Annotated in this window: 22 protein-coding genes and 1 pseudogene; 11 read left to right on the plus strand and 12 right to left on the minus strand. The window is 61.8% G+C overall.

Annotation, left to right across the window (positions count from 1 at the left end; genetic code table 11):
* Positions 1 to 121: 121 nt before the first annotated feature.
* The 7 genes from mgrA to glmS form a co-directional block, all read right to left on the minus strand.
* Positions 122 to 1,159, minus strand: a complete 1,038-nt coding sequence (gene mgrA, locus CGK93_RS16530; RefSeq protein ID WP_089595768.1) for an L-glyceraldehyde 3-phosphate reductase — start codon at positions 1,157 to 1,159, stop codon at positions 122 to 124.
* Between the two features lie 81 nt (positions 1,160 to 1,240).
* Positions 1,241 to 3,010: a malto-oligosyltrehalose trehalohydrolase gene (treZ, locus tag CGK93_RS16535; protein WP_089595769.1), complete on the minus strand. Its 1,770-nt coding sequence runs from the start codon at positions 3,008 to 3,010 to the stop codon at positions 1,241 to 1,243.
* 58 nt (positions 3,011 to 3,068) lie between these two features.
* Positions 3,069 to 5,381: a malto-oligosyltrehalose synthase gene (treY, locus tag CGK93_RS16540; RefSeq protein ID WP_089595770.1), complete on the minus strand. Its 2,313-nt coding sequence runs from the start codon at positions 5,379 to 5,381 to the stop codon at positions 3,069 to 3,071.
* Positions 5,378 to 7,657: a glycogen debranching protein GlgX gene (gene glgX / locus CGK93_RS16545; protein ID WP_089595771.1), complete on the minus strand. Its 2,280-nt coding sequence runs from the start codon at positions 7,655 to 7,657 to the stop codon at positions 5,378 to 5,380. The genes treY and glgX overlap by 4 nt, the downstream gene beginning before the upstream one ends.
* A 69-nt stretch (positions 7,658 to 7,726) precedes the next feature.
* Entirely contained in the window at positions 7,727 to 9,304 is a 1,578-nt protein-coding gene (locus CGK93_RS16550; protein WP_198318246.1) for an NAD(P)H-hydrate epimerase, read from the minus strand.
* Between the two features lie 17 nt (positions 9,305 to 9,321).
* Positions 9,322 to 9,669: a holo-ACP synthase gene (locus CGK93_RS16555; protein ID WP_011775548.1), complete on the minus strand. Its 348-nt coding sequence runs from the start codon at positions 9,667 to 9,669 to the stop codon at positions 9,322 to 9,324.
* A 4-nt stretch (positions 9,670 to 9,673) separates the two neighbouring features.
* Entirely contained in the window at positions 9,674 to 11,557 is a 1,884-nt protein-coding gene (gene glmS / locus CGK93_RS16560; RefSeq protein ID WP_089595772.1) for a glutamine--fructose-6-phosphate transaminase (isomerizing), read from the minus strand.
* 139 nt (positions 11,558 to 11,696) lie between these two features.
* On the opposite strand from glmS, the pseudogene coaA reads away from it, so the two are divergent.
* Positions 11,697 to 12,667 (plus strand): annotated as a pseudogene (coaA, locus tag CGK93_RS16565) (type I pantothenate kinase).
* A gap of 67 nt (positions 12,668 to 12,734) precedes the next feature.
* Positions 12,735 to 13,538, plus strand: a complete 804-nt coding sequence (locus tag CGK93_RS16570; RefSeq protein WP_089597531.1) for a M15 family metallopeptidase — start codon at positions 12,735 to 12,737, stop codon at positions 13,536 to 13,538.
* Positions 13,539 to 13,605: 67 nt separating this feature from the next.
* On the opposite strand, the gene glmM is transcribed toward CGK93_RS16570, so the two are convergent.
* The 3 genes from glmM to rplM all read right to left on the minus strand — a co-directional run bounded on the left by glmM (position 13,606) and on the right by rplM (position 16,113).
* Positions 13,606 to 14,970 (minus strand): phosphoglucosamine mutase, encoded by a 1,365-nt coding sequence (gene glmM, locus CGK93_RS16575; protein WP_089595773.1) that lies wholly within the window; start codon positions 14,968 to 14,970, stop codon positions 13,606 to 13,608.
* Between the two features lie 153 nt (positions 14,971 to 15,123).
* Positions 15,124 to 15,630, minus strand: coding sequence for a 30S ribosomal protein S9 (gene rpsI, locus CGK93_RS16580; RefSeq protein WP_089595774.1), 507 nt, complete (start codon positions 15,628 to 15,630; stop codon positions 15,124 to 15,126).
* Positions 15,631 to 15,669: 39 nt separating this feature from the next.
* Entirely contained in the window at positions 15,670 to 16,113 is a 444-nt protein-coding gene (gene rplM, locus CGK93_RS16585) for a 50S ribosomal protein L13 (RefSeq protein ID WP_011775554.1), read from the minus strand.
* Positions 16,114 to 16,400: 287 nt separating this feature from the next.
* Here rplM and CGK93_RS16590 point away from each other — a divergent pair, with 287 nt between their 5' ends.
* The 9 genes from CGK93_RS16590 (at position 16,401) to CGK93_RS16630 (ending at position 24,385) form a co-directional block, all read left to right on the plus strand.
* On the plus strand, positions 16,401 to 17,045 hold the full coding sequence (locus CGK93_RS16590) for a prepilin peptidase (RefSeq protein WP_089595775.1): 645 nt from the start codon (positions 16,401 to 16,403) through the stop codon (positions 17,043 to 17,045).
* 319 nt (positions 17,046 to 17,364) lie between these two features.
* Complete coding sequence (locus CGK93_RS16595; RefSeq protein WP_232481361.1) at positions 17,365 to 17,562, plus strand: Flp family type IVb pilin; 198 nt, start codon at positions 17,365 to 17,367, stop codon at positions 17,560 to 17,562.
* A 141-nt stretch (positions 17,563 to 17,703) separates the two neighbouring features.
* Positions 17,704 to 18,069, plus strand: a complete 366-nt coding sequence (locus tag CGK93_RS16600) for a TadE/TadG family type IV pilus assembly protein (RefSeq protein ID WP_232481670.1) — start codon at positions 17,704 to 17,706, stop codon at positions 18,067 to 18,069.
* On the plus strand, positions 18,057 to 19,097 hold the full coding sequence (locus CGK93_RS16605; protein ID WP_089595776.1) for a Tad domain-containing protein: 1,041 nt from the start codon (positions 18,057 to 18,059) through the stop codon (positions 19,095 to 19,097). Before CGK93_RS16600 ends, CGK93_RS16605 begins: the two co-directional genes overlap by 13 nt.
* A gap of 51 nt (positions 19,098 to 19,148) precedes the next feature.
* Complete coding sequence (gene cpaB / locus CGK93_RS16610; protein WP_089595777.1) at positions 19,149 to 19,916, plus strand: Flp pilus assembly protein CpaB; 768 nt, start codon at positions 19,149 to 19,151, stop codon at positions 19,914 to 19,916.
* Positions 19,913 to 21,112 carry an AAA family ATPase gene (locus CGK93_RS16615; RefSeq protein WP_089595778.1) on the plus strand — a complete coding sequence of 400 codons (1,200 nt, stop codon included), beginning with the start codon at positions 19,913 to 19,915 and terminating at the stop codon, positions 21,110 to 21,112. Before cpaB ends, CGK93_RS16615 begins: the two co-directional genes overlap by 4 nt.
* On the plus strand, positions 21,109 to 22,551 hold the full coding sequence (locus CGK93_RS16620) for a CpaF family protein (RefSeq protein ID WP_089595779.1): 1,443 nt from the start codon (positions 21,109 to 21,111) through the stop codon (positions 22,549 to 22,551). Before CGK93_RS16615 ends, CGK93_RS16620 begins: the two co-directional genes overlap by 4 nt.
* A gap of 2 nt (positions 22,552 to 22,553) precedes the next feature.
* On the plus strand, positions 22,554 to 23,495 hold the full coding sequence (locus CGK93_RS16625; RefSeq protein WP_089595780.1) for a type II secretion system F family protein: 942 nt from the start codon (positions 22,554 to 22,556) through the stop codon (positions 23,493 to 23,495).
* Between the two features lie 11 nt (positions 23,496 to 23,506).
* Complete coding sequence (locus CGK93_RS16630) at positions 23,507 to 24,385, plus strand: type II secretion system F family protein (protein ID WP_089595781.1); 879 nt, start codon at positions 23,507 to 23,509, stop codon at positions 24,383 to 24,385.
* Between the two features lie 132 nt (positions 24,386 to 24,517).
* Here the strand turns inward: CGK93_RS16630 and CGK93_RS16635 are convergent, their stop codons facing one another.
* Together CGK93_RS16635 and rplQ are read right to left on the minus strand one after the other, a co-directional pair.
* Positions 24,518 to 25,360, minus strand: coding sequence for a tRNA pseudouridine synthase A (locus CGK93_RS16635; protein WP_089595782.1), 843 nt, complete (start codon positions 25,358 to 25,360; stop codon positions 24,518 to 24,520).
* A gap of 79 nt (positions 25,361 to 25,439) precedes the next feature.
* Positions 25,440 to 26,000: a 50S ribosomal protein L17 gene (rplQ, locus tag CGK93_RS16640; RefSeq protein WP_089595783.1), complete on the minus strand. Its 561-nt coding sequence runs from the start codon at positions 25,998 to 26,000 to the stop codon at positions 25,440 to 25,442.
* Positions 26,001 to 26,003 lie beyond the last annotated feature (3 nt).

Raw genomic sequence — 26,003 nt, forward strand, 5'->3', positions numbered from 1 at the left:
AGTCCAGGGCACGACTGATTGGCACGGCGCCATTCGGCGCACTCTTGCATTGTAACCAACACAGCAGGGGCCAGCTTTGTTCCCGGCCGGCCCCTGCTGTTTTATGGCGAAACTTCGGAGGCTACTTCTGGGCCCACCGGTTGATGTCCGACTCCACAGCGAACTCATCGATGGCCGTCAGCTCATCAGTGGTGAACTTCAGGTTGTTGATGGCACTGAGCGTGTCCTCCAACTGGGCCACGCTTGACGCGCCCACCAGGGCAGAGGTCACCGGCGAGCCCTTCGGCTGGTCGCGCAGGATCCAGGCGATGGCCATCTGGGCCAGGGTCTGCCCGCGGCCTTCGGCGATGGCGTTCAATCCCCGGACCCGGTCCAGCTTCTCCTCGGTCAGCTGTGATTCGGACAGGAACCGCTCCTTGGCGGCCCGTGAATCGGCCGGTACGCCGTTGAGGTAGCGGTTGGTGAGCATGCCTTGGGCGAGCGGCGAGAAAGCGATGGAGCCGGCGCCCACCTGGTCCAGTGCCTCGTAGAGGTTGGGGGACCCGTTTTCCGTCCAGCGGTTCAGCATGGAGTAGCTGGGCTGGTGGATGAGCAACGGGGTTCCGAGCTCCTTGAGGATCCGGGCAGCTTCAAGGGTCTGCTCCGGGGTATAGGAGGAGATGCCGGCGTAAAGCGCTTTGCCGGATCGGACAGCGTAGTCCAAGGCGCCCATGGTTTCTTCCAGCGGAGTCTCGGGGTCGGGACGGTGGCTGTAGAAAATGTCCACATAGTCCAGGCCCATGCGCTCAAGCGACTGGTCCAGGCTGGAGATCAGGTATTTGCGGGATCCCCACTCGCCGTACGGACCGGGCCACATGTAGTAACCGGCTTTGGTGGAGATGACCAGTTCGTCACGGTACGGCTTGAAATCATCCTTCAGGTGGCGTCCGAAGTTGGTCTCGGCTGAGCCGTCCGGCGGTCCGTAGTTGTTGGCGAGGTCGAAGTGGTTGACACCGAGATCGAACGCCCGGCGCAGGATGGCACGCTGTTCGTCAAACCGTTTGTCGTCACCGAAGTTGTGCCAGAGGCCCAGCGAGATGGCGGGGAGCTTGAGTCCACTGCGTCCGACGCGGCGGTAGGGCATGGTTTCGTAGCGGTTTTCCGCGGCCGAATAAGTCATACGTACCATCCTGCCACTGCACATTCCGAGGTGACGGCGCTGTCCGCCATGTGGGCGCCGTCACCCCGGATTGTGGATGGCCTAATTGACGCGTGCGACGACGGCGCTCCCGCCGGGAAGCGTCAGTGTCCCCTCATCGAGGACTGCTTCATGGTCAGTGGCCAGCAAGATGGAGCCGCTGAGGGGTGTCCCGAGTGCCTCGTCCCCGAAGTTGCACACCACCCGGACGGTGCCGCGGGAGAACTGCAGCCAGTGTTCGTCGTCGTCGTATTCCACCACTGTGCTGCCGAAGCCACCGTCCACCAACTCGGGGGTGTTTCGGCGCAGCTGTGCTAAATCCTTGTAGAGCTGGAGCAAGCTTGCGTGCTTTCCCTCGCCGACTTCTTCCCACTTGAGTTTGGACCGGAGGAACGTTTCTGGATCCTGTGGGTCCGGCACCACCGCGGGATCCCACCCCATGCGTTCGAATTCCTTGATGCGGCCCTCGGCGGTAGCCTTCCCGAGCTCCGGCTCCGGATGGGAGGTGAAGAACTGCCACGGCGTGGACGCACCGAATTCCTCGCCCATGAAGAGCATGGGCGTAAACGGAGACGTCATGGTCAGCACCGCACCGATGGCCAGCTGCCCGTAGGACAGCGACGCGGTGAGGCGGTCGCCGATGGCGCGGTTGCCGATTTGGTCGTGGTTCTGGAGGCAGACAACCAAAGCTGACGGGTGCGCCAGATCCCTGCGGATGGGCCGGCCGTGGTGCCGCCCGCGGAAGCTGGAGTAGCTGCCATCGTGGAGGAAGCCATGCTCCAGGACCTTCGCCAGGACCGCCAGTGAATCGAAGTCCGAGTAGTAGCCGGTGGTTTCCCCGCTCAGGTTGACGTGAACGGCGTGGTGGAAGTCGTCGCTCCACTGGCCATCAAGTCCGTATCCATTGTCCTTGCGTGGATAAATAAGGCGCGGGTTGTTCAAGTCCGACTCCGCTATCAAAGTCCGGGGAATCCCTGTCTCGGCCTCGATCTGATCACCCAATGCCCCGAACTCCTCCAGGATTTGGACGGCCCGTTCGTCGCGCAGCGCGTGGACGGCATCAAGGCGAAGACCGTCCACATGATAGTCACGGAGCCACATCGCCGCGTTCTCCAGGATGTAGCGCCGGACGTCGTCAGAGCCTGGTCCATCCAGGTTGACGGAGTCACCCCACGTATTTCCCTCCCCTGATTTCAGGTAGGGGCCGAACTTGGGCAGGTAGTTTCCGCTGGGTCCAAGGTGGTTGTAGACGACATCCTGGATGACGCCCAAGCCGGCAGCATGCGCGGCGTCCACGAATCGCTGGTACGCCGCCGGGCCGCCGTAGGGCTCATGGACGGCGTACCAAAGCACTCCGTCGTAGCCCCAGTTGTGGACACCGTTGAATCCGTTGACCGGAAGCAACTCGATGAAGTCCACGCCAAGGTCCACCAAGTAGTCCAGCTTGGCGGCGGCGGCATCCAGCGTTCCTTCCGGGGTGAAGGTACCCAGGTGAAGCTCATAGATGACGGCTCCCTTGAGCTGCCGTCCCTTCCAAGCCGAGTCCTGCCACTCATGGATGGAGGGATCGAACGTGGCGGACAACGCGTGCACTCCGTCCGGCTGCCTCCGCGAGCGCGGATCAGGGAACGGACCCTCTCCGTCCACGATGTACCCGTACGGTACACCGTCACTTTCCTGGCCAACCACATCAGCCGGCGCCCGCCACCAGCCTGGGGCGGCGGCGTCGTGGTGTTCCATGGCGTACTCACGTCCATCGGCAACAAGCCGGACCGAGTCAGCGTTCGGCGCCCAGACGTCGTAGCGGTTTTTTCCAGCAGCGTGCTCCAGCATCATGCTCCCTTATGCGTGTTCAAGCGTGCGTTGCGGTGATGGTTTGCGGTGGTGAGGATCAGTCCGTAGGCACCAGCAGGGCCACGGGGTACTGCTCCAACAATGTGGCCAAATGGACAGTGCCGGCACTGTACGTGGCTCCAGTGAGTTCGTCCCGGGCGTTTCCGGACAACTCAATGGCTGTGTCCCGCCAGCCGCCTTCCCGCGCAAGTCGCTTGGGCAGTCGGGTGGCAACCGTGAGGGCACCGCGCCGATCAGCTCCGCGGTCGAAGGCCACCACGTGATCTGCGGCCGCACCTTGTGCGACCACCGGCAGGTATCCGCCGAAGAGCTCAGGCCGATCGCGCCGCAACCGGAGTGCACGTGACACCACCAGCAGCTTGGCTGCTTCATCCGTGAACGGTGGCGCAGCGCCGTTGTCCAGCTCTGCCAAGGCAGTCATACGGGCCTGGAAGTCAACGGGTCGCCTGTTGTCAGGATCAGTCAGGGAGCCGTCCCGGAATTCTGTGCCCTGGTAGACATCAGGAACCCCGGGCATGGTCAGCTGGACCAGCTTGGCCGACAACGAGTTGGACGTCCCGTACGGTTCGAGCTCAGCGACAAAGTTGGCCAGCGCCGCTGCAACCTCCGGCACATCAAAGACAGAGTCGACGGCGGCGGCCAGGTGGCGCTCGAAGTCCTGGTTGGGGTCGGTCCAGTTTGTTGAGTTACCGGCCTCGCGCGCCGCCTTCAGGGCATACGACTGAAGACGTCCCCGGTCTGCCGGCCACGCACCAACAATTGACTGCCACACAAGGGCTGCCAACGGCCCGTCCGGAATCGGGGCCAACTCCTGGACTGTCCCCAAGAAGAGTTCCCACTCCGGGACGGCCTCGGAAATGACCGATATGCGCGCCCGGGCGTCCTCGCTTCGCTTGGTGTCATGGGTGCTCAGCGTGGTCATGGACAACGGCAGGACCTGCTGGCGGCGGGCCGTGCGCTCATGGAAGACCCCGCTGGACACGGCGAATTCGGTGGGATCGGCCCCCACCTCGGTGAGGGTGCCCAGACGGGTGTAGCGGAAGAACGCTGTGTCTTCCACGCCCTTGGCCATCACCATGCCGGAGGTCTGCTGGAAACGCCGGGCCAAGGCACCGGAGGAATCGAGGAGCAGCGGCCTCAGGTCTTCCAATACCGCTTTGAGGTCCGCACGGTTTTCCGCAGCACGGCGGATTGATTCCTCCAGGACGTCCTGGCCGTAAGGGAGGTAGGTGCGGTAGATCGGGAAGCAGCAAATAACTTCGGCGATGGCATCAGCCACCTTGTCCGCCGGAAGGTCCATGGACTGCGGCACCAGGCGTGCGAGCCTCAGAATCTCCGACCGCAGGATGCCATCGGCAATACGGCGCTTGGTTCCATGGATCATGTCCTCGTAGTCTGCCGGCGCGTCCGCATCCCGCAGCCTGGCATCGAGTGAGTCGAGGTATTCCTCCGCTGCGGGGTCCACGAAGAGCCGGTCCACGTCTGCGAGGGCGTCGTAACCGGTGGTGCCTTCGCAGCTGAAGGTGCCCGGCAACTGCTCCCCCGGCTCCAGGATTTTCTCGACAAGCAGGTACGCGCCGCCCGTTGCTTCCCGCAGCCTGGCCAGATAGCCCTCGGGATCCGCCAGGCCGTCCGGATGGTCGATCCTGAGCCCATCCACCAGTTCCTCACGGAACCACCGGACGATCTCTTCATGGGACTCGTCGAAGACCCACGGAATCTCCACCCGGACACCAGCAAGGGTATTCACCGCGAAGAACCGGCGGTAGTTCAGTTCGGCGTCGGCCCTGCGCCAGCCGATGAGCTGGTAGTGCTGCCGGGCATGGACGTCTTGGGGACTGTCGCCAGGAGCAAAGGTGCCCTCAGCCAAGGGAAAACGGTGATCGTAATAGTGCAGTTCACCGTCCACCACAGTGATTTGCTCCAGGTCCTCATCGCTGCCCAGGACCGGAATACGGATTTTCCCGCCACCGAAATCCCAATCGACGTCGAAGGCCTCGGCGTACTTGGACCCGCGTCCTTCTTTCAGGAGCTGCCACCACCAGGCGTTCTGCCCGGCCGAGGCGACGCCCATGTGGTTGGGCACAATGTCCGCCAGGACGCCCAGACCCTGTTCGCGGGCAGCCTTGGAGAGTGCGGAGAGTCCCTCGGGACCACCGCGCGAGGGATCCACAGTGGAGGGATCGGTGACGTCATAGCCGTGGTCCGATCCCTCCTCCGCGGTCAGGATGGGCGAGACATAGACCCAGTCCACCCCGAGGGTCCGCAGGTAGCCCGTGAGCTCCGCCGCGTCCTGGAGTGTCAGTCCTGGCCGGATCTGGAGCCGGTACGTCGAGACGGGAGTCCTCATGAGTCCGCCTTCTTCGTTGCTCCGGACTCCTCGCCAGCCGGGGCGTCTCCCTTGTAGTCGAAGGGCAGCGACGTCACAGCAGGAGCCGTGATGGACGCCGTTTCCGGAGTGCTCGTCTGGGTCAGCGCAGCCAGTGATGCTGCCACAGAGTGGTCGGGTTCCACCTCGGGAGTGCTGTGCGCACGCAGCACTACCAGGGACTTGGCACCGACCATGAGAATCTGGTCCGGCTTGACGACACCTGCCTCGGCACCTTCTCCGGCGGTGTCGATCATGACGTCCCATGCGGGTGCGTATTCATCCGAAGGAATCCGGAAGCCAACCTCGTCCTGATCCGCGTTGAAGTAGAGCAGGAAGTTGACGTCGGTAATGCGCCGGCCTTGGTTATCACGGCCGTGAATGCCATCGCCGTTCAGGAACACACCAACGGAGCGTCCCAGCGCTTCATCCCAATCCGAGGGACTCATGGTGCTCGCGTCAGCGTCCAGCCATACGATGTCCGGCAGACGTTCGCCTTCGCCCCGGAGCACCGGGCGTCCGTCAAAGAACCGGCTGCGGCGCAGGCTGGGGTGCTTGGCGCGGAGGGCGCACACGGCAGCGGTGAACTCGATGAGCGGCTGGTCCACGTTCTCCCAGTTGATCCACGTCAGTTCAGAGTCCTGGCAGTAGCCGTTGTTGTTGCCGCGCTGTGTCCTGCCGAGCTCGTCGCCGTGGAGCAGCATAGGTACGCCTTGCGAGAGGAAAAGCGTGGCGATGAAGTTGCGCTGTTGGCGCGCCCTCAGGCCCAGGACTGTGGGGTCCTCGGTGGGTCCCTCGGTGCCGCAGTTCCAGGAGCGGTTGTGGGATTCGCCGTCGTTGTTGTCTTCGCCGTTGGCCTCATTATGTTTCTCGTTGTAGGAAACGAGGTCGGCCAGGGTGAAGCCATCGTGGGCAGTGACGAAGTTGATCGATGCCACCGGGCGGCGGCCCGAGTGCTCATAAAGATCTGCGGAGCCGGTCAACCGGGAAGCGAATTCACCCAAGGTGGACGGTTCCCCGCGCCAGAAGTCGCGGACAGTATCGCGGTACTGGCCGTTCCATTCAGTCCACTGCGGCGGGAAGTTACCCACCTGGTAGCCGCCGGGACCAACGTCCCACGGCTCGGCTATGAGCTTCACCTGGGAAACCACAGGATCCTGCTGGATGAGTTCGAAGAAGGTTGACAGCTTGTCGACGTCGTAGAACTCGCGGGCCAGCGTGGACGCTAGGTCAAAGCGAAAACCGTCCACGTGCATCTCGGTCACCCAGTACCGCAGGGAGTCCATGAGCAATTGGAGGGAGTGCGGGCTCCGGACATTCAGCGAGTTTCCCGTGCCGGTGTAGTCCATGTAGTACTTCTGGTCGTCTTCCACCAGGCGGTAGTACGCGGAGTTGTCAATCCCCTTGAAGGACAACGTGGGTCCCAGGTGGTTGCCCTCTGCCGTGTGGTTGTACACCACGTCCAGGATGACTTCGATGCCCGCGGTGTGCAGGGCACGCACCATGGCCTTGAAGTCCTGGACCTGCTGGCCGGTATCGCCCTTGGAGCTATAGCTGTTGTGGGGCGCAAAGAAACCAATGGTGTTGTAGCCCCAGTAGTTGTTCAAGCCCTTGTCCTGCAGAATGCCGTCGTTGACGAACTGGTGCACCGGCATCAGTTCAATGGCGGTGATTCCCAGTTTCTGCAGGTGCGAGATGACCGCAGGGTGGGCCACACCGGCATACGTACCACGCTGTTCTTCGGGTACCTCCGGGTGCATCTGCGTCAAGCCCTTGACGTGGGCCTCGTAAATGACCGATTTGTGGTACGGAATCCGCAGGAGCTTGTCTCCGTCCCAGTCGAAGAACGGGTTGATGACGACGCCCAGCATCATGTGCGGTGCGGAGTCCTCATCATTGCGGGAATCAGGGTCCCCCAGGTTGTACGAGAACAGCGCCGGGTCCCAGTCGATCTGCCGGTGGATGGCCTTGGCGTAGGGATCCAGCAGCAACTTGTTGGGGTTGAACCGCTGACCGGCGTCGGGGTCGTAGGGGCCGTGCACACGGTAACCGTACTTTTGCCCGGGCTGAACCTGCGGAAGGTAGCAGTGCCATACATAACCATCCACCTCGGTGACTTCCACGCGGACTTCCCCGCCGTCGTCGTCAAAGAGGCACAACTCTACTTTTTCGGCCTTCTCGCTGAACAGCGCGAAGTTGGTGCCGGTGCCGTCAAAGGTGGCACCCAGCGGATAAGCCGATCCAGGCCAGACTTCCATGCGTTCTCCTCTTGATGATGCGAACAACTGCTGCAAGCCTACTCATGACCCATGACACGGACAGTAACCTTACGGTCTTGAAGGGTCGCATTCCGCGTTCAGCGAACCCAGCACGCGCGGAACCGCAGCCATGATCGCCGACGCTGTAATGGGGCCGCCGGCCAATTCCGCGGACGCTGCCGATCCTGCCCGTCCGTGGACGCTCGCCGCAACAGCCGCCAACGCAGCCCAGCGGTCGGCAACGTCCAGTCCCAAGCCGGCATAGGCGCCGTCGTCGTCCTTGATCGTTTCCGCGCACTGCGCCAGCAACGCGCCCAGCACTCCGCCCAGGACATCGCCGCTCCCCGCGGTCGCCATCCACGCGGTGCCCTCGGATTGGCTGAAAACAACGCCCGACGGCGACGCCACCAGTGTGGTGGCTCCCTTCAGGAGCACGGTGGCGCCCGTTTGTTCGGCGGCCTGTCGTACAAAATGCAGGGGACGGGACTCCACGTCATCACGGGTCACAGCAACCTCCCCCGTGGAGGGAAGGGAATCCAGCAGGGTAGCCAACTCCCCAGCGTGTGGCGTCAGTATCCAATGGGGCGGGCAGCGGTCCGGAAGGAGGCTCAGCGCACCCGCGTCCACCACCACCGGCACATCGGCGGCCAAGGCAGCCGCAGCTGCGTCCTTCGCACGCTGCAACTGCTCTTCCCCATCAACGCCCGAGCCCAGCAACCACGCCTGGACGCGGCCGGGTTCATCGGGTTCCCAGAGGGCTTCGGGGGTTTGGGCGAGCACCAACTGTCCCACCGTTTGGGGGCCGGCATACCGCACCATCCCCGCTCCGGCGAGCGCTGCGGCATGTACGCCCAGAACAGCAGCGCCGGCAAACCGCACCGAACCGGCCACAACGCCCAGGACACCCCGGGAGTATTTATGTGCCCGGCGGCCAGGATGGGGCAGTACTGCTCCTACATCCTGGGAGGTGAGGCGGCGGAGCTCCGGTTGCTGGGACTCAAGCGATCCTTCGATGCCGATCTCCACCACGTGCACCCGACCGGCACAGCCCTCGCCGGGATCGGTCATCAGCCCCGCCTTCACGCCGCCAAAGGTAACCGTGACGTCTGCTTCCAGCACCGGCCAGTGAACTTCACCGGTGTTGGCGTCCAGGCCGCTGGGGAGATCGCAGGCCACTACCAACCGTGGACGCAGTTCCTGGAGGGACGCAACCAGTTCAGCTGAAGGGCCACGCAGGCCCCCACGGGCTCCCGTGCCGAGCAGGGCATCGATGATCACGTCGTCGCCGGCACACAGGACCGCGAGTTCTTCAGCGTTCCCGGGTTCGAGGTAAAAGGTCCTCCCGCCGGCTGCGGCAAAAGCAGCCAGCGCCTCCGGGTGGACTTCAGCCGCGGCGAGTACCGCCGTCGTGCGCATCCCCCGGCGGGCCAGTAGGGCCGCAGCGAAGAGACCGTCGCCGCCATTGTTGCCCTTGCCTGCCAGGACAGTCACACTGGCGCCCGCCAGCTTGCGCCGGGTTTTGACCTCGAGCACCACGGCTTGGGCCAGCCCGTAGGCTGCCCGTTGCATAAGAACAGCGCCCTCACCGGCGTCAAGGAGCGGTTGTTCCGCATCCCTGATCTGTTGTCCGGTGAAGGCGCTGATCATTGCTGTTGAGAGTCCGTCTAGCCCTCGGCGAGGACAGTCGCCGTAGCGATGCCGCCGTCGTGGCTCATGGACAGGTGCCAGCGCTTGACGCCCTTGGCCTCGGCCACTGCCAGCACGGTTCCCTTGACCTGGACTGTGGGGCCGTTCTCGTCGAGACCGATCCAGCAGTCCTGCCAGTTCATGCCCGCGGGAGCACCCAAGACCTTGGCCACGGCTTCCTTGGCCGCAAAACGTGCAGCCAAGGAGCGGGTGTTGAGTTCCCGTTCGGCAGGAACAAACAGGCGGTCCCGGAGTCCGGGCGTCCGTTCCAGTTGCCGGCCGAACCGTTCGATGTCTACGACGTCTACGCCAATGCCAACAATCATGGCGTTATTCTACGGTCACGCTCTTGGCGAGGTTACGCGGCTGATCCACGTCATAGCCCTTGGCTCCGGCCAGTTCAGCAGCAAAGATCTGCAGCGGAACGGTGGTGAGCAGGGGCATCAGCAGCGTGGGCGTTTCAGGTACGTAGAACACGTGCTCTGCGTAGTCCTTGACCGACTCGTCGCCTTCTTCAGCGATCACCAGGGTACGGGCACCACGTGCACGGACTTCCTGGATGTTGCTGACCACCTTGGAGTGCAGGGAGTCGCGGCCGCGCGGGGACGGCACCACAACGAAGACCGGCTGGCCGTCGTCGATCAGGGCGATCGGACCGTGCTTGAGCTCACCGGCGGCGAAGCCTTCAGCGTGGATGTACGCGATTTCCTTGAGCTTCAAGGCGCCTTCGAGGGCAACCGGGTAGCCAACGTGGCGGCCCAGGAACAGCACGGACTTTTCGTCCTTCATGCTGCGGGCGAGCTCGCGCAGGGGGCCTGCGTTGTCCAGGATTTTCTGGATCTTGGCCGGGATCTTGTTGAGGTCCGCGAGGACGTCCTTGATCTGGCCGGAGAAGATGTTGCCGCGCAACTGTGCCAGGTAAAGGCCCAGCAGGTAGGCGGCAGTAATCTGCGCCAGGAATGCCTTGGTGGAGGCCACCGCGATTTCCGGGCCGGCGTGCGTGTAGAGCACGGCGTCGGATTCGCGCGGGATGGTTGAACCGTTGGTGTTGCAGATGGAGATCGTCTTGGCGCCCTGTTCACGGGCGTAGCGGACGGCCATCAGCGTGTCCATGGTCTCACCGGACTGGCTGATGGAAACCACCAGCGTGTTGGAGTCGACGATCGGATCGCGGTAGCGGAACTCGTGGGCGAGCTCAACCTCCGTGGGGATGCGGCACCAGTTCTCGATTGCGTACTTGGCAACCAGGCCGGCGTAGGCCGCGGTACCGCAAGCGAGCACGATGATCTTGTCAACCTGCTTGAGGAGCTCGGGATCGATGCGGACCTCGTCCAGGGTCAGCTTGCCATCGAGGTCCGAGCGGCCCAGGAGGGTCTGCGCAACGGCGTCAGGCTGGTCGTGGATTTCCTTCTCCATGAAGGAGTTGAAGCCACCCTTTTCGGCAGATGCCGGGTCCCAGTCAACGTGGTATTCCTTGCCTTCGGCGGGAGCGCCGAAGAAGTCGGTGATTTCCACGGAGTCCGCGGTGATGGTGACGATCTGGTCCTGGCCCAGTTCCACGGCACGACGGGTGTAGTCGATGAAGCCGGAGACGTCGGAGCCGAGGAAGTTCTCGCCTTCGCCCAGGCCAACCACCAGCGGGGAGTTGCGGCGGGCAGCTACGACGACGTCGGGCTGGTCTGCGTGGACTGCAAGAAGGGTGAAAGCGCCTTCGAGTCGCTGGCAGGCCAGGCGCATCGCTTCGGTGAGGTTTCCGCCGTCGCCATTGAGCTGGGTGCGGAAGATGTCGCCAACCAGTGCGGCGGCAACTTCGGTGTCGGTTTCGGACTCGAAGGTAACGCCCTTGGCCAGCAGTTCCTGCTTGAGCTCAGCGAAGTTCTCGATGATGCCGTTGTGAATAAGTGCAAGGCGGCCGCCGTCAGAGAGGTGCGGGTGCGCGTTGCGGTCGGTCGGTCCGCCGTGGGTGGCCCAACGGGTATGGCCGATGCCGGTCAGGGATTCAGGTACTGGATTTGCTTCCAGTTCGCTGATCAGGTTGCTCAGTTTGCCGGACTTTTTACGGGACGAGATCGTCCCGTCAGCCACCACTGCGACGCCTGCGGAGTCATAGCCGCGGTACTCAAGACGACGCAGCCCTTCCACGACGACGTCAAGGGCGCTGTGACCAGCTGCCTTGCGAGACGAATTGCCAACATAGCCTACGATTCCACACATGGGTACAAGCCTAACGGCTAGCGCAAACAACTGACGTGGGACATCCCAGCTCTTCCCGTTGCCGCTATGTTGTCCGGCCCCCACAATTCACCCTCCCGTCGTCGTGCATTTCCTGATCCGCCGCGTGGAGGGCAGAATCATGAGCGTGACTTTGCAACGCACCGAAGCTAATGGCGACGGCGCTTCCCCGTTTGTAGAGCTGGACCGTCAAACGTGGTCCAGGCTTGCAGCGCAGATGGAGCAGCCCCTCAACGAAGAGGACATCTTCCGTCTCCGCGGCCTCGGCGACCCCCTGGACATGAAGGAAGTCAGAGAGGTTTACCTCCCACTTTCGCGGCTTCTGCACCTGTATGTAGAGGCTTCCCACCAGCTTCATGCGGCAACAACCACGTTCTTGGGCGAACAGACCCAGCGCACTCCGTTCGTGATTGGCGTCGCCGGTTCTGTGGCGGTTGGCAAGTCCACCATCGCCCGCGTGCTCCGGGAAATGCTCCGGCGATGGCCCGGTACCCCCAACGTGGAACTCATCACCACGGACGGCTTCCTCTATCCGTTGGCCGAACTGAAGCGCCGGCACCTTCTTGAACGCAAGGGTTTTCCCGAGTCCTATGACCGGCGGGGGCTCCTCCGCTTTGTGTCGGAAGTCAAAGGCGGCGCCGAAGAAGTCCGCGCACCGTGGTATTCCCACGTAACGTACGACATCGTGCCGGGCAAGGAAGTGGTGGTCCGGCGTCCCGACGTCTTGATCGTGGAGGGGCTCAACGTTCTCGCCCCGCGCGCCCCCGCATGGACGGAAAACAAGGACTGGCCGTCAGCGACTTCTTCGATTTCTCCATCTACGTGGACGCCAAAACCTCCTACATCGAGGAATGGTACGTGGACCGTTTCCGCAAACTGCGCACCACCGCCTTCGCGCAGCCGGAATCTTACTTCCACCGCTACGCCACGCTGTCCGATGACGACGCCGAATCCACCGCGCGCGGCATTTGGAAGCGCATCAACGAACCCAACCTTGAAGAAAACGTGCTGCCCACCCGCGGCCGCGCCCAACTGGTTCTCACCAAGGATGCCGACCACTCCATTCGCCGCATGCTGCTGAGGAAGGTCTAAGGTGGCCGATCCCCAACCGCTGCCCAGCCGGCGCGCTTTTGCGGGCTTGATCGCCGCTGGGGCCGGAATGGCGGCCCTGTCCTCGTGCACGCCGGAAACTGCCGTCCCCTCCCCCGCGGCCGCCAACGCCGCGAGTGGGGCTGCTGCGCCTTCTGCGGCCCCTTCCAGCGCCGCCACCACGGATCCGGCAACGTTCGCGCCTGAGACTGCCGCACCGTCGCCCAGTGCCATGCCGTCCAGCGCCGCGCCCTCCAGTGCGGTTGTTCCGCAGCATTCGCTGACGGACCCCACCAGCCCTTGGGTGATCGTCAACAAGCACCGCCCCCTCAACCCCCAGGACTTCGTCCCGACCGATCTGGTTCAGCCGAACATCCGCCTCGCCGTCAGCGGCGAAGCCTCCCTGATGAACAGCACGACGGCGGCTGCCGCAGAAAAGCTGTTCGCGGCCGCTGCAACCGAGGGCGTCGTCATGACGTTGGCTTCGGGCTACCGCTCCTACTCAACCCAAGTGGCCACGTACGGCGGCTATGTCGCCAGCACGGGCCAAGCTGCGGCGGACCGCGCCTCGGCACGGCCGGGACACTCCGAACACCAAACAGGTTGGTCCTTCGATATTGCCGACGGCGGCGGGGCCTGCAGTTTCCAGCCGTGTTTTGCTGAGCAACCGGCAGCGGTGTGGGCGAAGGCCAACGCCCATAAATTCGGTTTCGTGGTCCGCTATCCATGGATGTTCCATGACATCACCGGGTACTTCTACGAGTCATGGCACCTGCGTTACATCGGGGTGGAAGCAGCAACTGACATGGTTGCGCGCGGCATTGTGACCCTCGAAGAGTATTTCGGCCTCGAAGCGGCCCCGGATTACCTTTAGCCCTTAAATGGCTTCGGCCCGCTCCCCTGCCAGGCAGGGGTGCGGGCCGAAGCTCGTTCTGGCTTCTTTAGACAGCCATCTCGCTGGAAGCGCCGAGGCGTTCCTTAACTACTGCAGCAAGGCTGTTGCAGATTCGCTCAGCCGTTTCCATGTCAGCGGCTTCCACCATGACACGGACCAGAGCTTCAGTGCCCGACGGGCGGAGCAGCACGCGGCCGGTTTCGCCCAGTTCGAGTTCGGCTGCAGCAACAGCAGCCGCCACGCCTTCGTCGGTACCGGCGCGGGCCTTGTCCACACCCTTGACGTTGATCATCAGCTGCGGGAGCTTGGTCATCGCGGTGGAGAGTTCCTTGAGGCTGCGGCCTGTCAGTGCAACCTGCGCGGCCAGCTGCAGGCCGGTCAGGACACCGTCACCTGTGGTGGCGTAATCGGAGAAGATCACGTGGCCGGACTGTTCGCCGCCCAGGTTATAGCCGCCGTTGCGCATTTCTTCGAGGACGTAGCGGTCGCCGACTCCGGTTTCGCGGATGGTGATACCGGCACTCTTGAGGGCGATCTTGAGGCCGAGGTTGCTCATGACGGTGGCCACGAGGACGCTGTCCTTGAGCTTTCCGGCCTCGTTGAGGGCCAATGCCAGGATAGCCATGATCTGGTCGCCATCCACTTCATTGCCCTCGTGGTCCACGGCGAGGCAACGGTCGGCGTCGCCGTCGTGGGCTACGCCGAGGTCGGCGCCGTGCTTGAGAACTGCTTCCTTCAACGGGCCCAGGTGGGTGGAGCCTACGCCCTCGTTGATGTTCAGCCCGTCCGGCTCAGCGCCGATCACTACGACGTCCGCGCCGGCATCCTTGAACACCTGGGGTGAACAACCGCTCGCTGCACCGTGGGCGCAGTCCAGGACTACCTTCAGGCCGTCAAGGCGCTTGGGAAGCGTGCCCAGCAGGTGCACGATGTAACGGTCCTCAGCGTCGGAGAAGCGCTGGATGCGTCCGACGTCGGCTCCCACCGGGCGCTGCGGCTCTTTGCCGAGCTGTGCCTCGATGGCGTCTTCGACGTGGTCCGGGAGCTTCTGGCCGCCGCGGGCAAAGAACTTGATGCCGTTGTCCGGCGCGGGGTTGTGGGAGGCCGACAGCATGACGCCGAAATCGGCGTCGAGATCTGCCACCAGGTAAGCGGCCGCAGGGGTGGGAAGAACACCGGCGTCATAGACGTCGATTCCGGAGCTGGAAAGCCCGGCTTCCACGGCGGCGGCGAGGAACTCGCCACTCGCTCTGGGGTCCCTGGCGACGACGGCGCGTGGCCGCTTGCCATTGGTTGTGCGGTCATGGCCGAGTACGACGGCGGCGGCCTGGGCGAGCTGCATAGCCAGCTCGGCGGTGAGCAATCCGTTCGCGAGACCGCGCACGCCATCTGTTCCAAATAATCTAGACATCGGCTCAAGTTTAGACGACGCCGGGACGCCATCAGTTCAGGAGCGTGTCGGAGCGTCACATGCGGGCCGTGCAACGGCCTGTTAACGGCGAAAGCCCGCCCCGCCGAAGTGGCGGAACGGGCTTTCGATGCCCCAACGAAGGGGCGAAGCGAATTAACGCTTGGAGTACTGCTGAGCCTTGCGTGCCTTCTTGAGACCAGCCTTCTTACGCTCGATGACGCGGGCGTCACGGCGCAGGTAACCGGCCTTCTTGAGGGTGGCGCGGTTGTTGTCGACGTCGATCTCGTTCAGCGAGCGAGCAACACCGAGACGCAGTGCACCGGCCTGGCCGGAGATGCCACCGCCGTGGATACGGGCGATGACGTCGTAGGCGCCTTCGAGATCAAGGATCTTGAAGGGCTCGTTGACATCCTGCTGGTGCAGCTTGTTCGGGAAGTAGTTGTCCAGCGTGCGGCCATTGATGGTCCACTTGCCGGAACCCGGTACAACGCGAACGCGTGCAACGGCTTCCTTGCGACGGCCAACAGCTGCGCCGGCAACGGTCAGTGCCGGGCGCTCCTTCTTGGGCGCATCTTCACCAGATGTGCTTTCAGAGGTGTAGCTGGTGAGGGTTTCCTCAGCCTCGACGGCTTCGGCGGTCAGTTCTTCGTTCTGAGCCACGGTTCTCCTTGTAATAAAAAGTTTAGTTGGTGGCCAGGACTACTGGGCGACCTGGGTGATTTCGAAAGTCTTCGGCTGCTGAGCTGCGTGGGGGTGCTCGGGGCCTGCGTAGACCTTGAGCTTGCCCAGCTGCTGAGCGGCGAGGGAGTTCTTGGGGAGCATGCCCTTGATGGCCTTCTCAACAGCGCGAACCGGGTTGGATTCCAACAGCTCGGCGTAGTTGACGGAGGTCAGGCCGCCCGGGTAACCGGAGTGGCGGTATGCGCGCTTCTGCTCCAGCTTGGCGCCGGTGAGGGCAACCTTTTCAGCGTTGATGATGATGACGAAGTCGCCCATGTCCATGTGGGACGCAAAGGTCGGCTTGTGCTTTCCGCGCAGCAGTGTTGCGGTCTGGCTGGCAAGACGACCAAGGACAACGTCGGTGGCGTCAATGACGTGCCACTGGCGGTTGATATCGCCGGGCTTCGGGGTGTACGTACGCACGGTTTTGCCTCGTTCTTGTTCTGGCGTTCATGTTTTAGGCGACACGCAATAAGGCGTGTACCTACTATGTATGCGCTACCGGAGCAGAGGTGAGGGCTCTATGTACCAGTCATCCCAGAATCTCGATATGCCTCAGGAGTTAGCGATCCTGCAACTGGATCCCCCGTAAGGCATGTGTCATCGAGATAGGACACGCACAACGACTCTAAACAATACCTTCAACGGGGTGCCCGGGTCAAAATGGGGTAATCGCCCCTGGGGGTTGCGCACTGATTGAGGGAGAGCACATGACCGACGGGCCCGCCTTTCCACTCATTATCGCCCTCGCAGGCCTCCTCCTCAGCCCTGCTGCCGAGTGGCTCATCTCACTGCGGCTGCCGCGGCTCGGCGGACCCCCTCCCCTGAGGGTCCGGATCACGACGGCGGCTGTCACCTCGCTGCTGTTTGGCTTGCTCGCGTGGCGGTTTGGCGCGGCATGGGAATTGCCGGCATTTCTTTTCCTGGCATTACTTGGAGTGCAACTGTCACGGATCGACTTCGCCCTCCATTTATTGCCCAACACCCTCGTCGCGTTCCTCCTCGGAGGTGGGCTGCTGCTCCTGACGGCATCCGCAGCCCTTGCCCCGGGATGGGCGGAGCTGTTCCGAGCCCTCGCCGGCGGGGCGATCTTGTTCGGTGGCTACTTAATTCTTGGACTTCTTTCGCCGGGAAGCATCGGAATGGGCGATGTGAAGCTCGCAGCACCCCTGGGGCTGTACTTGGGGTACTTGGGTTGGCAGCAAGTACTCTTCGGGGGACTACTGGGATTCGTGGTGGGCGGGGTGCTCACGATACTGATGTTGCGCCTGCGACGCGGGGAAAAACCCACAGAAACGGCCCATGGTCCGGCAATGGTGATCGCCGCTCTTGGCGTTGCCCTGTTCATGAACTGACGCGGCTTAGTACGCACTTACCTCCCCGGAACGCCCCCCCAATTAATAAGGCAGCTTTCGAAACCAAGTAGTTTTGATGCCTATTTCTTCCAAAACTGAGTACTTCCTGCCCTCAGTGCGTGCCGGCGAGTAGCGCCCACTCCCCAAGTCGAGTACGGCTACGCATTGTCGCAGCTGCTTCCCAGGGTGAATTCTTATCTCATCGAATTCCGGACCGCTAAAGGAAACATGGGGGTAGTTCGGGAGTCGAAGCAAATTCCGATAATTTGCTGGACCTATAACCCACTTCGTAAATATTTTATCTGGGAAGGATATTCCAATGTCTGCTTTTATGTTGACCATTACCTCGTACATTGCCGGCGTCAAGGACCGCTTCACCAAGGATGAGAAGGGAGCGACGATGGTTGAATACGGCATCATGGTCGCCGGCATTGCCGTCATCGTCATCGCCGCCGTCTTTGCACTTGGCGCTGAAATCCTCGGTCTGTTCAACAACGTCATCGCACAGATTCCGTAGCGAAGCGTTCTTTGGTTGGTCGTGGCGGCTCAAGAGTCTTTCACGACCAACCAAAGTGCTTTAACCCAATACTTTTGGATCTGGGATGGGGAGAAGGCCTTGAAATCAAGGACAAAAGAGCGAGGCGCCGTTGCCGTTGAGATGGCAATCCTGCTTCCACTCTTGCTGCTAATTCTAATAGGAATCATGGAGTTCGGCCGAGCCTACAACGTGCAGGTATCCCTCACGCAGGCTGCTAGGGAAGGAGCCCGCTATGCAGCAGTCCACTACCAAGACGGTGGCCTGGACGTAGCCGGCACGGCCCTCTCCGCGGCTCCTGCCCTGGACGGTCTGGGCGTCAGTGTCAGCGACAACGCCTCAAGTTGCGCACCTGGTTCCAACGTCGAGGTAACCACGAGCGTTTCGCTGACCTCTATGTCGGGATTCCTGGATGCGGGCTTCTTTGGCGCCCCAGGGATCTTTCCAATCAACATGTCAGGAGTTGGGGTGATGAGATGCGGTGGCTAGCTTTGCTCCACAAGCGGATTCAAGCAAGCGACAGCTCCACGGAGTCGGAGCGCGGAGCCGCAACAATCGTCGTTGCAGGAATGATGGTGGTGTTACTGGGCTTCGCGGCGCTGGCCGTGGATGTCGGAGCACTCTATGCCGAGAAGGCGCAGCTGCAAAACGGAGCTGATGCAGCAGCCTTGGCCATTGCCACGGACTGTGCAGGGGGAAGTTGCGGCAACAGCGCGTCTACTGGCAACCAATTCGCCAACAACAATGCGAATGACAGTGCCAGCGGCGCTGCGGTGACCTTTCCTGCCTCGACTACCGTTCGCGTAGCCACCAACGCCCGCGACACCAATGGCCAGAACAGTTTCTCCCTGTTCTTCGCCCAAGTGTTGGGAGTCCAAACGGCTCAGGTTGGCGCAGTCGCCGAAGCTTCGTGGGGCGCGCCGTCCAGTGCCACGACTCTTCCTTGGACCGTTAGTGAATGTGTCTTCAAGAAGTATCTTTCGCCGGCCCAACTCGCATCGCTGAACTCCACCGGAAGCTTCATCGGAGACCCCATCCCGACTCATATTCTTCTTCGCTACGACGAGAACGCTCCGACAGCCCCTGGGTGCGCAGCCCAAAACGGCTACCAACCTGGCGGCTTTGGTTGGCTTAAGACCAATTCTGGTTGTTCGACGAATATCGATCTCGATATGACGGTCAACGGCCAGACCGGCAACCATTTCCCTAATGCAGCTGGATGCAACGCAGCCCTGGCGACCATCATGGATGAGCCCGCGCTCATTCCGCTATTCAAGACGGCAGCCGGCAACGGCAGCAACGCAAAGTACACACTGGTCGGCTTCGCTGCCTTTCAAGTCACCGGTTACAAATTCAGCGGCTCTGGGGCCGTTGTGGATCCCCTTGCTCCGAGCTGCAACGGAAACTGCCGCGGACTCCAGGGGTTTTTCTCCCGCTTCGTATCGCTCGAAGAGGGCATGCAGGCAACAGAAGGCACTCCCAATTATGGGGCCTCCGTTGTCACGCTCACTGAGTAGCGGGCAGATACGCCCCTGTTCTGGAATCCGAAAGAATCAAAGGAGTAGAAAGTGAAAACACGCCTACTGGGAGGCATTGCAGCACTGCTATTGGCAGTCATTGGCACCGTCCTGCTGGTCACCTATGTTCAAGGGGCCGACAAGCGGGCGCAGCAAGGGCTTGATCCCGTAACCGTACTTGTTGTGAAGGAACGCATTCCGGCCGGCACCAAGGCCGAGGAGCTTCAGTCCAAGGTCAAGGCCGAAACCCTGCCGCAGTCAGCAGTCGCGCCAGGCACCATCAACGCCCTCAGTGATCAAAAGGGCAAAGTTACCTCTTCAGACCTTCAACCTGGAGAGCAACTTTTGGGAGTCAAGTTGGTCAGCCCCAAAGAATTGGTCCCTGGCACTGTTCCCGTTCCCGAGGGCTTGCAGGAAGCGACGTTTGTTCTTGCTCCGGAGCGCATGCTCGGAGGTCGGGTCGAGGCCGGCGATACAGTCACTGTCTTCGCCTCCTTCAAGCTGGACGAGGCTGTGCCTGCGGGAGCCAATCTGCCCACTGGATTGACTGGGTGGAAGGACTTTACTGAACTCCTGTACCACGACGTTCTGGTGACTGCCGTTCAGCAGGCCGCCCCCGACGCTGAGAAATCTGCCGGCACTGAAAAGGCCGTCGCACTCCCCAATGGCTCGGCATATGTCACCGTTGCCCTTAGTGACGTCAACGCAGCCAAGATGGTCTTCGGGGCAGAGTTCGGCACCCTGTGGCTCTCCAAGCAGACAGATAAGACCGTCAAGGGCGATCCGCCAACAACCACGTTCGGAGGGCTGGTCCAATGAGCCGATTCGTAGCCATCACCGCGGTCCGGGACTTTGAAGGCAGGGTACGACAAGCCATTACTGGGGCACTGCACGGTGACCTTCAAACCTTGTCACCCTCAGTCCTCCAATCCGGTACCGACGAAATCTTCAAACAGCTGACAGGAGCACCTCCCGAGGTCATGATCCTCGGCCCGGGGGTCAATCCCGACGACGCCTTCAAACTGGCCACGGTGATTGATCTTCAGTATCCGGAAATCAGCCTTCTGATGGTGGCCGAGCCAACCGCAGACGTTGTGCTGAAAGCCATGCACGCAGGAGTCAGGGATGTGGTGGCGCCGGAAGCTGAGGTCAACGAGCTCCGGGTGCTCCTGGAGCGCGCGTGCTTGGCCGCCGCCAGCCGGCGACGCGGAATGCAGCCAGCTGCCGAATCCGGACAAGAGCGGGGACGGGTCATTGCCGTCATGTCACCGAAAGGCGGCGTGGGGAAGACCACAGTGGCCACCAATCTTGCCATCGGCCTAGGGACGCTTGCACCCATGAGCGTAGTGATCGTCGACCTGGATCTACAGTTCGGGGACGTCGCTTCCGGTCTACTGCTGGAGCCCGAGCACTCCATCACCGAGGCCGTACACGGAGCTGCCGCCCAGGACTCCATGGTCCTCAAAGCGTTCTTGACAGTTCACCCTGCCGGAATCTATGCACTCTGCGCCCCGCAAAAGCCGTCCGACTCGGACTACATCACGGCCGACCACGTCACCCGCCTCCTCAATCAGCTGGCGACGGAGTTCAAGTATGTCGTGGTGGACACGGCACCAGGTCTTGGCGAACACTGCCTGGCGACCTTGGAGTTGGCCACCGACGGCGTGTGGGTCTGTGGGATGGATGTGCCAAGCATTAGGGGTCTCCGGAAGTGCTTCAGCGTCCTGAAGGAACTTCAGCTGTTGCCACAGGGCCGGCATACCGTCTTGAACTTCGCGGACAGGAAGAGTGGTCTTTCTGTCCAAGATGTTGAAGCCACTATCGGGGTTCCCATTGACACGGTAATTCCCCGGTCCAGAACACTCCCCTACTCAACGAACCGGGGAATTCCGGTCCTTCAGGGGACAGCCAGGGATTCAGCGACCAAAGGATTGAGGAAGCTCGTCCAACGGTTCGACCCCCGATTGGAAACGACGCCTCAGAACAAGCTGCACCGAAGGGTGGTGGTGTCATGAAACTGTCAGAGAGGCTTTCGATAAACAACCCGCTTGCTGTCCCAGCCCCAGGTGATTTACAAACTCCGGACCCGGCTTCCGGCGGCGACCGGATTGCAACAACTTCGGTGTCCAACCCGATATTGGGCGGGGCACCAACCACCCCGGCGGTGGATGCGCTGGCTGGTCTCAAGCAACGAGCTGCTTCTGCCCTGTTTGAGCGCATTGGGAACCGCATCGGGGATACTTCGTCTTCCGAAGAGGACCTGCGGTCTTTCGCTGTCGATGAGCTCTCAGCGGTCATCGACGATGAACAGGTCCCCCTGTCTCCGGAGGAACGCCGTCGCCTTATCCGCGAGATCGCAGATGAAGTCATGGGCTACGGGCCGCTGCAGCGCCTGCTCGAGGACCCGTCCGTCACTGAAGTCATGGTGAACCGCTTTGACCAAATTTACGTGGAGCGTCACGGCCACTTGGCATTAACCGAGCTGCAGTTCAGCTCGGATGATCACCTGAGGAAAGTCATTGAACGGATCGTTTCCAAGGTGGGCCGCCGCATCGACGAATCTTCGCCGTTGGTCGACGCGCGTTTGGAGGACGGTTCCCGCGTCAACGCGATCATTCCTCCACTGGCGGTCAACGGCCCCTCCCTCACCATCAGGAAGTTCAGCCACGTTCCACTCACGGTCCGCAACCTCATCGAGTGGGGATCCATGAGCCAGGAAATGGCTGAACTGCTGAGTGCGTGTGTCCGCGCCCGTCTCAATGTCATCGTCTCCGGAGGCACAGGTACAGGGAAAACGACACTGCTGAACGTTCTGTCGTCCTTCATTCCGGAATCCGACCGCATCGTCACCATTGAAGACGCGGTTGAGCTGCAGCTGCAACAACGCCATGTTGTGAGGTTGGAGAGCCGCCCGCCCAACATCGAGGGCAAGGGCGCCGTCACCATCCGCGACCTCGTACGAAACTCTCTCCGTATGCGGCCCGATCGGATCATCGTCGGTGAGGTCCGTGGTGGTGAATCCTTGGACATGCTGCAGGCCATGAACACCGGCCACGACGGCTCATTGTCCACGGTCCATGCCAACTCTCCGCGCGACGCGATTGCCCGCCTGGAGACGCTGGTGCTCATGGCCGGGATGGACCTTCCGCTTCGCGCAATTCGGGAGCAGGTTTCCTCTGCAGTTGACCTCATTGTTCAAGTCACCCGGCTCCGCGATGGAAGCCGGCGGGTAACCCACGTGACCGAAGTGCAGGGGATGGAAGGGGACGTTGTTACTCTTCAGGATGCCTTTCTGTTCGACTACTCAACAGGCTTGGACGCCCAAGGGCGTTTCTTGGGAAAGGCGATCCCTACAGGCATTCGACCCCGATTCCTTGACCGCTTTACTGAACTCGGTATTCAAGTATCGCCGGCGACCTTTGGAGTCTCGCCGGTTCCGGTGGGGAGGAGATAGCTATGGATTCTCCAGCGCTTTTCGTCCTGGCAATCGTGCTCTGTGCAGCCGCCCTTATCGTCTTGGTGGCTGTGGTCTTAAAACCTCAAAACGGAAGCATCCCCATCGAGCGTCGCCGAGTCGACCTGCCACAGGACAGTTCAGCTGTTGGGCGTGTCTCAGAGTCTGCGGTCCGCTTCGTTGACACGGCAATAGGCAAGTCAGGTGGCCCGTTCAACCGTGAGGTGCTCTACAACGCCGGCGTAAAACAGGCGCCCGCCGACGTGACCGTTGTGGTGACCATCGCAGCATTGCTCCTTGGTGCCTTCGGCTGGCTTCTGATAAACCCTTTCATTGGCGTTCTCTTGGCTGTCGGAGTTCCCTTTGGTGCCAAGCTGATGCTGGTCGTCAAGACAGAAAAGCGCAGGGGCAAGTTCGAGATGCAGCTAACGGATACCATCCAGATGCTGATCGGCGGCCTTCGTGTGGGACACAGTGTCATGCGTACGCTCGAGGCCGCCGCCCAGGAATCCCAAGCGCCGACGTCGGAGGAACTGGCCCGCATCGTCAATGAGGTCCGGATTGGCAAGGATCCCCGGCAAGCCTTGGAAGACTGCGCGATCCGCATGGACAGCGAAGACTTCCGTTGGATAGGGCAGGCGATCCAAATAAACAGGGAGGTCGGCGGAGACCTGGCGGAGGTACTGGAGCAAGTAGGAGCAACGATTCGGGAACGCAGCGAAATCAAAGGCCACGTTCGCTCTCTCAGCGCAGAAGGCAAAATGTCAGCCGTGATCCTGATGGCGCTGCCAGTCGTCGTAGCTCTGGCGATTGCAGTCATTAACCCGGGCTATGTACGGCTTTTCGTTGAACATCCGCTCGGCATCGCCATGATGGTGCTGAGTTTTCTCATGTTTGTGGTCGGCGGATTCTGGATGAGCCGCACCGTGAAGATCAAGTTCTAGGAGGTATTGCCATGACGCCCTTGGTGTGGCTCTTCATTGCCATCATCGTGTTGCCGCTCGCCTACTTTGCATGGTCTTTGGCTACTGTTGACCGAAAGGGTCTCTTCGCCATCCAGACCAACCTTGGCTCCGGTTTCGCACAGGGAGCCGGTGTCAACGTCCAACGCCCACCACTTCTGCTGGGTGTTGCCCGGAAGCTCACACCTGGCAGTTACGAAGCCAAGCTCGACCACTGGCTGGCCGTGGCGGGTCGTCCGAAGTCGATGCCCCTAACCAAGCTCATTGCAATGAAACCGGTATTGGCTTTGGGCGGGGCCCTTGCTGGAACATTGTTGTTCGTCATCAACCCGGTGCCCGGGGTTGTGGGGCTGGGGCTCTTCCTGACGGTGTTCCTCTACTTCATCCCCGACCTCTTGATCTACAACACGGGGATCAAACGGCAGGACGCCATCAAACTCGAATTTCCTAACACTCTCGATCAAATGCTCATATCGGTCGAGGCCGGCCTCGGGTTCGAATCCGCTATGGAGCGGGCATCCTCACAAGGCACCGGACCCCTCGCTCACGAACTGATGCGAACCCTGCAAGACATTCAGGTCGGTCGTCCCCGGCAGGAGTCCTACGAAGCCCTGGCTGAGCGGTGCACGGTGCACGATATACGGAGCTTTGTTCTGGCGGTCATCCAAGCAGACAAGTATGGCATCGGTATCGCCAATGTGCTTCGTGCCCAAGCCAAGCAGGCACGTGTCAAACGCCGCCAGAACGCTGAGGAGAAGGCGCAAAAACTGCCGGTCAAAGTGCTCTTTCCTCTGCTGTTCTGCATTTTCCCCGTGCTGTTCATAGTCCTTCTGGGTCCGGCGGTCATCAGGATCATCCAAGCCTTCTCCTGATCTTGCCCCGCAGGAAATAGACCGGCACTTCGCGGATCCCAGACCACGGAGTGCCACAACGGCCCCCTTCCGGTACCCAGAGCCGGGAGGGGGTCCTCCAACGTCCTGGGAAAGCGTCAAGGCAAGAAGCCCCTAAGCCCGCCGCGCCCGCGTCAGCTCAGCCCGGGCCAGCATCTCGGCATCCGACGGATAAGCAACTTCCTCCAGTACCAGGGGATGCGGTGCAGCGAGCACGGATTTGGCATCGCGCTTCCTCTCCAGAAGGCGCGAGTGCAGCCAGCCCGGGGACTCCAACTCCTCCCCCACCCGCAGGGCAGACCCCACCAAGGACCGCACCATGTTGTGGCAGAAAGCATCAGCCTGAACGGTGGCAACAATGACCCCGTCGCTTCCCCGGGAAAAGGAGAACTTCTGCAGCTCACGAATGGTGGTGGCACCTTCCCGCGGCTTGCAGTACGAGCGGAAATCCTGGAGCCCCAGCAACGCCAGGACACCGGAGTTCATGAGCGAAACATCCAAGGGCGCTTTGTGCCACAGCGTAATGCTCCGCAGAAGGGGATCCCACCGTTCGGGACCGTCCGCAATGCGGTAACTGTACCTACGCCATAACGCTGAAAAGCGGGCGTCGAATCCTTCCGGCGCCAGACCGGCGTCGTGCACTTCCACGGCTCCCGTGAGGTCGCCGAGTATCCGGCTCAACGCGCCGCGGAGACGTCTCAACAGCGCGACGGCGGGATCGAGTTCATGCCCACGCGGCAGTGACAGCCACTCGGCTTCGGTCAGGTCCAGATGGACCACCTGGCCGCGGGCGTGGACACCGGCGTCCGTCCTGCCAGCCACCGTGACACGGACCGGCCGTTGGAGCAGGAGCGCCAGCGCTTCCTCCAGAGAACCCTGAACAGTACGAAGCCCGGGCTGCAGGGCCCATCCATTGAAGGGTCCGCCGTCGTAAGAGAGATCAAGCCGTACACGCAAAAACCCGCCGCCCCCAAAACGGGGGCAGCGGGTTTTCGTTCGTTCATAGACTTAAGTCTACTGCGAAGAATTCAGTGAATTACTTCTTGTCCTCAGCGGCCGGAGCCTCTTCGGTTTCAGCAGCTTCAGCTTCAGCAGCGTCGGCTTCAGCGGCCGGAGCCTCTTCCGTCTCAGCAGCTTCTGCTTCTACAGCTTCGGTCTCAACGACCTCTTCCTCGGCAGCCGGAGCAGCCTTGGCAGCGGCAGCGGTTGCTTCAGCAACAACAGCCTGCTTCGGGGAAACCGGCTCGAGAACGAGCTCGATGACAGCCATGGGAGCGTTGTCGCCCTTGCGGTTGCCGATCTTGGTGATGCGGGTGTAGCCACCATCGCGGTTGGCAACGGCGCCGGCGATGTCGGTGAACAGCTCGTGGACAACGCCCTTGTCGCTGATCAGGCCGAGAACGCGGCGGCGGGAAGCGAGGTCGCCACGCTTGGCGAAGGTGACCAGACGCTCTGCGTACGGCTTAAGGCGCTTGGCCTTGGTGACCGTGGTGGTGATGCGCTTGTGCTCAAACAGAGCAGCTGCCAGGTTCGCGAGCATCAGGCGCTCGTGAGCCGGGCCGCCTCCGAGGCGCGGACCCTTAGTGGGGGTAGGCATAGT

The organism is Arthrobacter sp. YN (assembly GCF_002224285.1).
GTDB lineage: Bacteria > Actinomycetota > Actinomycetes > Actinomycetales > Micrococcaceae > Arthrobacter.

What these genes read in the sequence shown, in the direction of transcription:
- CGK93_RS16555 (WP_011775548.1), bottom strand. Translation starts at nt 9,669, where the DNA reads ATGATTGTTGGCATTGGCGTAGACGTCGTAGACATCGAACGGTTCGGC.
- CGK93_RS16605 (WP_089595776.1), top strand. Translation starts at nt 18,057, where the DNA reads ATGCGGTGGCTAGCTTTGCTCCACAAGCGGATTCAAGCAAGCGACAGC.
- CGK93_RS16615 (WP_089595778.1), top strand. Translation starts at nt 19,913, where the DNA reads ATGAGCCGATTCGTAGCCATCACCGCGGTCCGGGACTTTGAAGGCAGG.
- CGK93_RS16590 (WP_089595775.1), top strand. Translation starts at nt 16,401, where the DNA reads ATGACCGACGGGCCCGCCTTTCCACTCATTATCGCCCTCGCAGGCCTC.
- CGK93_RS16595 (WP_232481361.1), top strand. Translation starts at nt 17,365, where the DNA reads ATGTCTGCTTTTATGTTGACCATTACCTCGTACATTGCCGGCGTCAAG.
- mgrA (WP_089595768.1), bottom strand. Translation starts at nt 1,159, where the DNA reads ATGACTTATTCGGCCGCGGAAAACCGCTACGAAACCATGCCCTACCGC.
- glmS (WP_089595772.1), bottom strand. Translation starts at nt 11,557, where the DNA reads ATGTGTGGAATCGTAGGCTATGTTGGCAATTCGTCTCGCAAGGCAGCT.
- rplQ (WP_089595783.1), bottom strand. Translation starts at nt 26,000, where the DNA reads ATGCCTACCCCCACTAAGGGTCCGCGCCTCGGAGGCGGCCCGGCTCAC.
- treY (WP_089595770.1), bottom strand. Translation starts at nt 5,381, where the DNA reads ATGAGGACTCCCGTCTCGACGTACCGGCTCCAGATCCGGCCAGGACTG.
- CGK93_RS16630 (WP_089595781.1), top strand. Translation starts at nt 23,507, where the DNA reads ATGACGCCCTTGGTGTGGCTCTTCATTGCCATCATCGTGTTGCCGCTC.
- treZ (WP_089595769.1), bottom strand. Translation starts at nt 3,010, where the DNA reads ATGCTGGAGCACGCTGCTGGAAAAAACCGCTACGACGTCTGGGCGCCG.
- CGK93_RS16625 (WP_089595780.1), top strand. Translation starts at nt 22,554, where the DNA reads ATGGATTCTCCAGCGCTTTTCGTCCTGGCAATCGTGCTCTGTGCAGCC.
- CGK93_RS16620 (WP_089595779.1), top strand. Translation starts at nt 21,109, where the DNA reads ATGAAACTGTCAGAGAGGCTTTCGATAAACAACCCGCTTGCTGTCCCA.
- CGK93_RS16570 (WP_089597531.1), top strand. Translation starts at nt 12,735, where the DNA reads ATGGCGGCCCTGTCCTCGTGCACGCCGGAAACTGCCGTCCCCTCCCCC.
- CGK93_RS16550 (WP_198318246.1), bottom strand. Translation starts at nt 9,304, where the DNA reads ATGATCAGCGCCTTCACCGGACAACAGATCAGGGATGCGGAACAACCG.
- CGK93_RS16600 (WP_232481670.1), top strand. Translation starts at nt 17,704, where the DNA reads ATGGCAATCCTGCTTCCACTCTTGCTGCTAATTCTAATAGGAATCATG.
- glgX (WP_089595771.1), bottom strand. Translation starts at nt 7,657, where the DNA reads ATGGAAGTCTGGCCTGGATCGGCTTATCCGCTGGGTGCCACCTTTGAC.
- glmM (WP_089595773.1), bottom strand. Translation starts at nt 14,970, where the DNA reads ATGTCTAGATTATTTGGAACAGATGGCGTGCGCGGTCTCGCGAACGGA.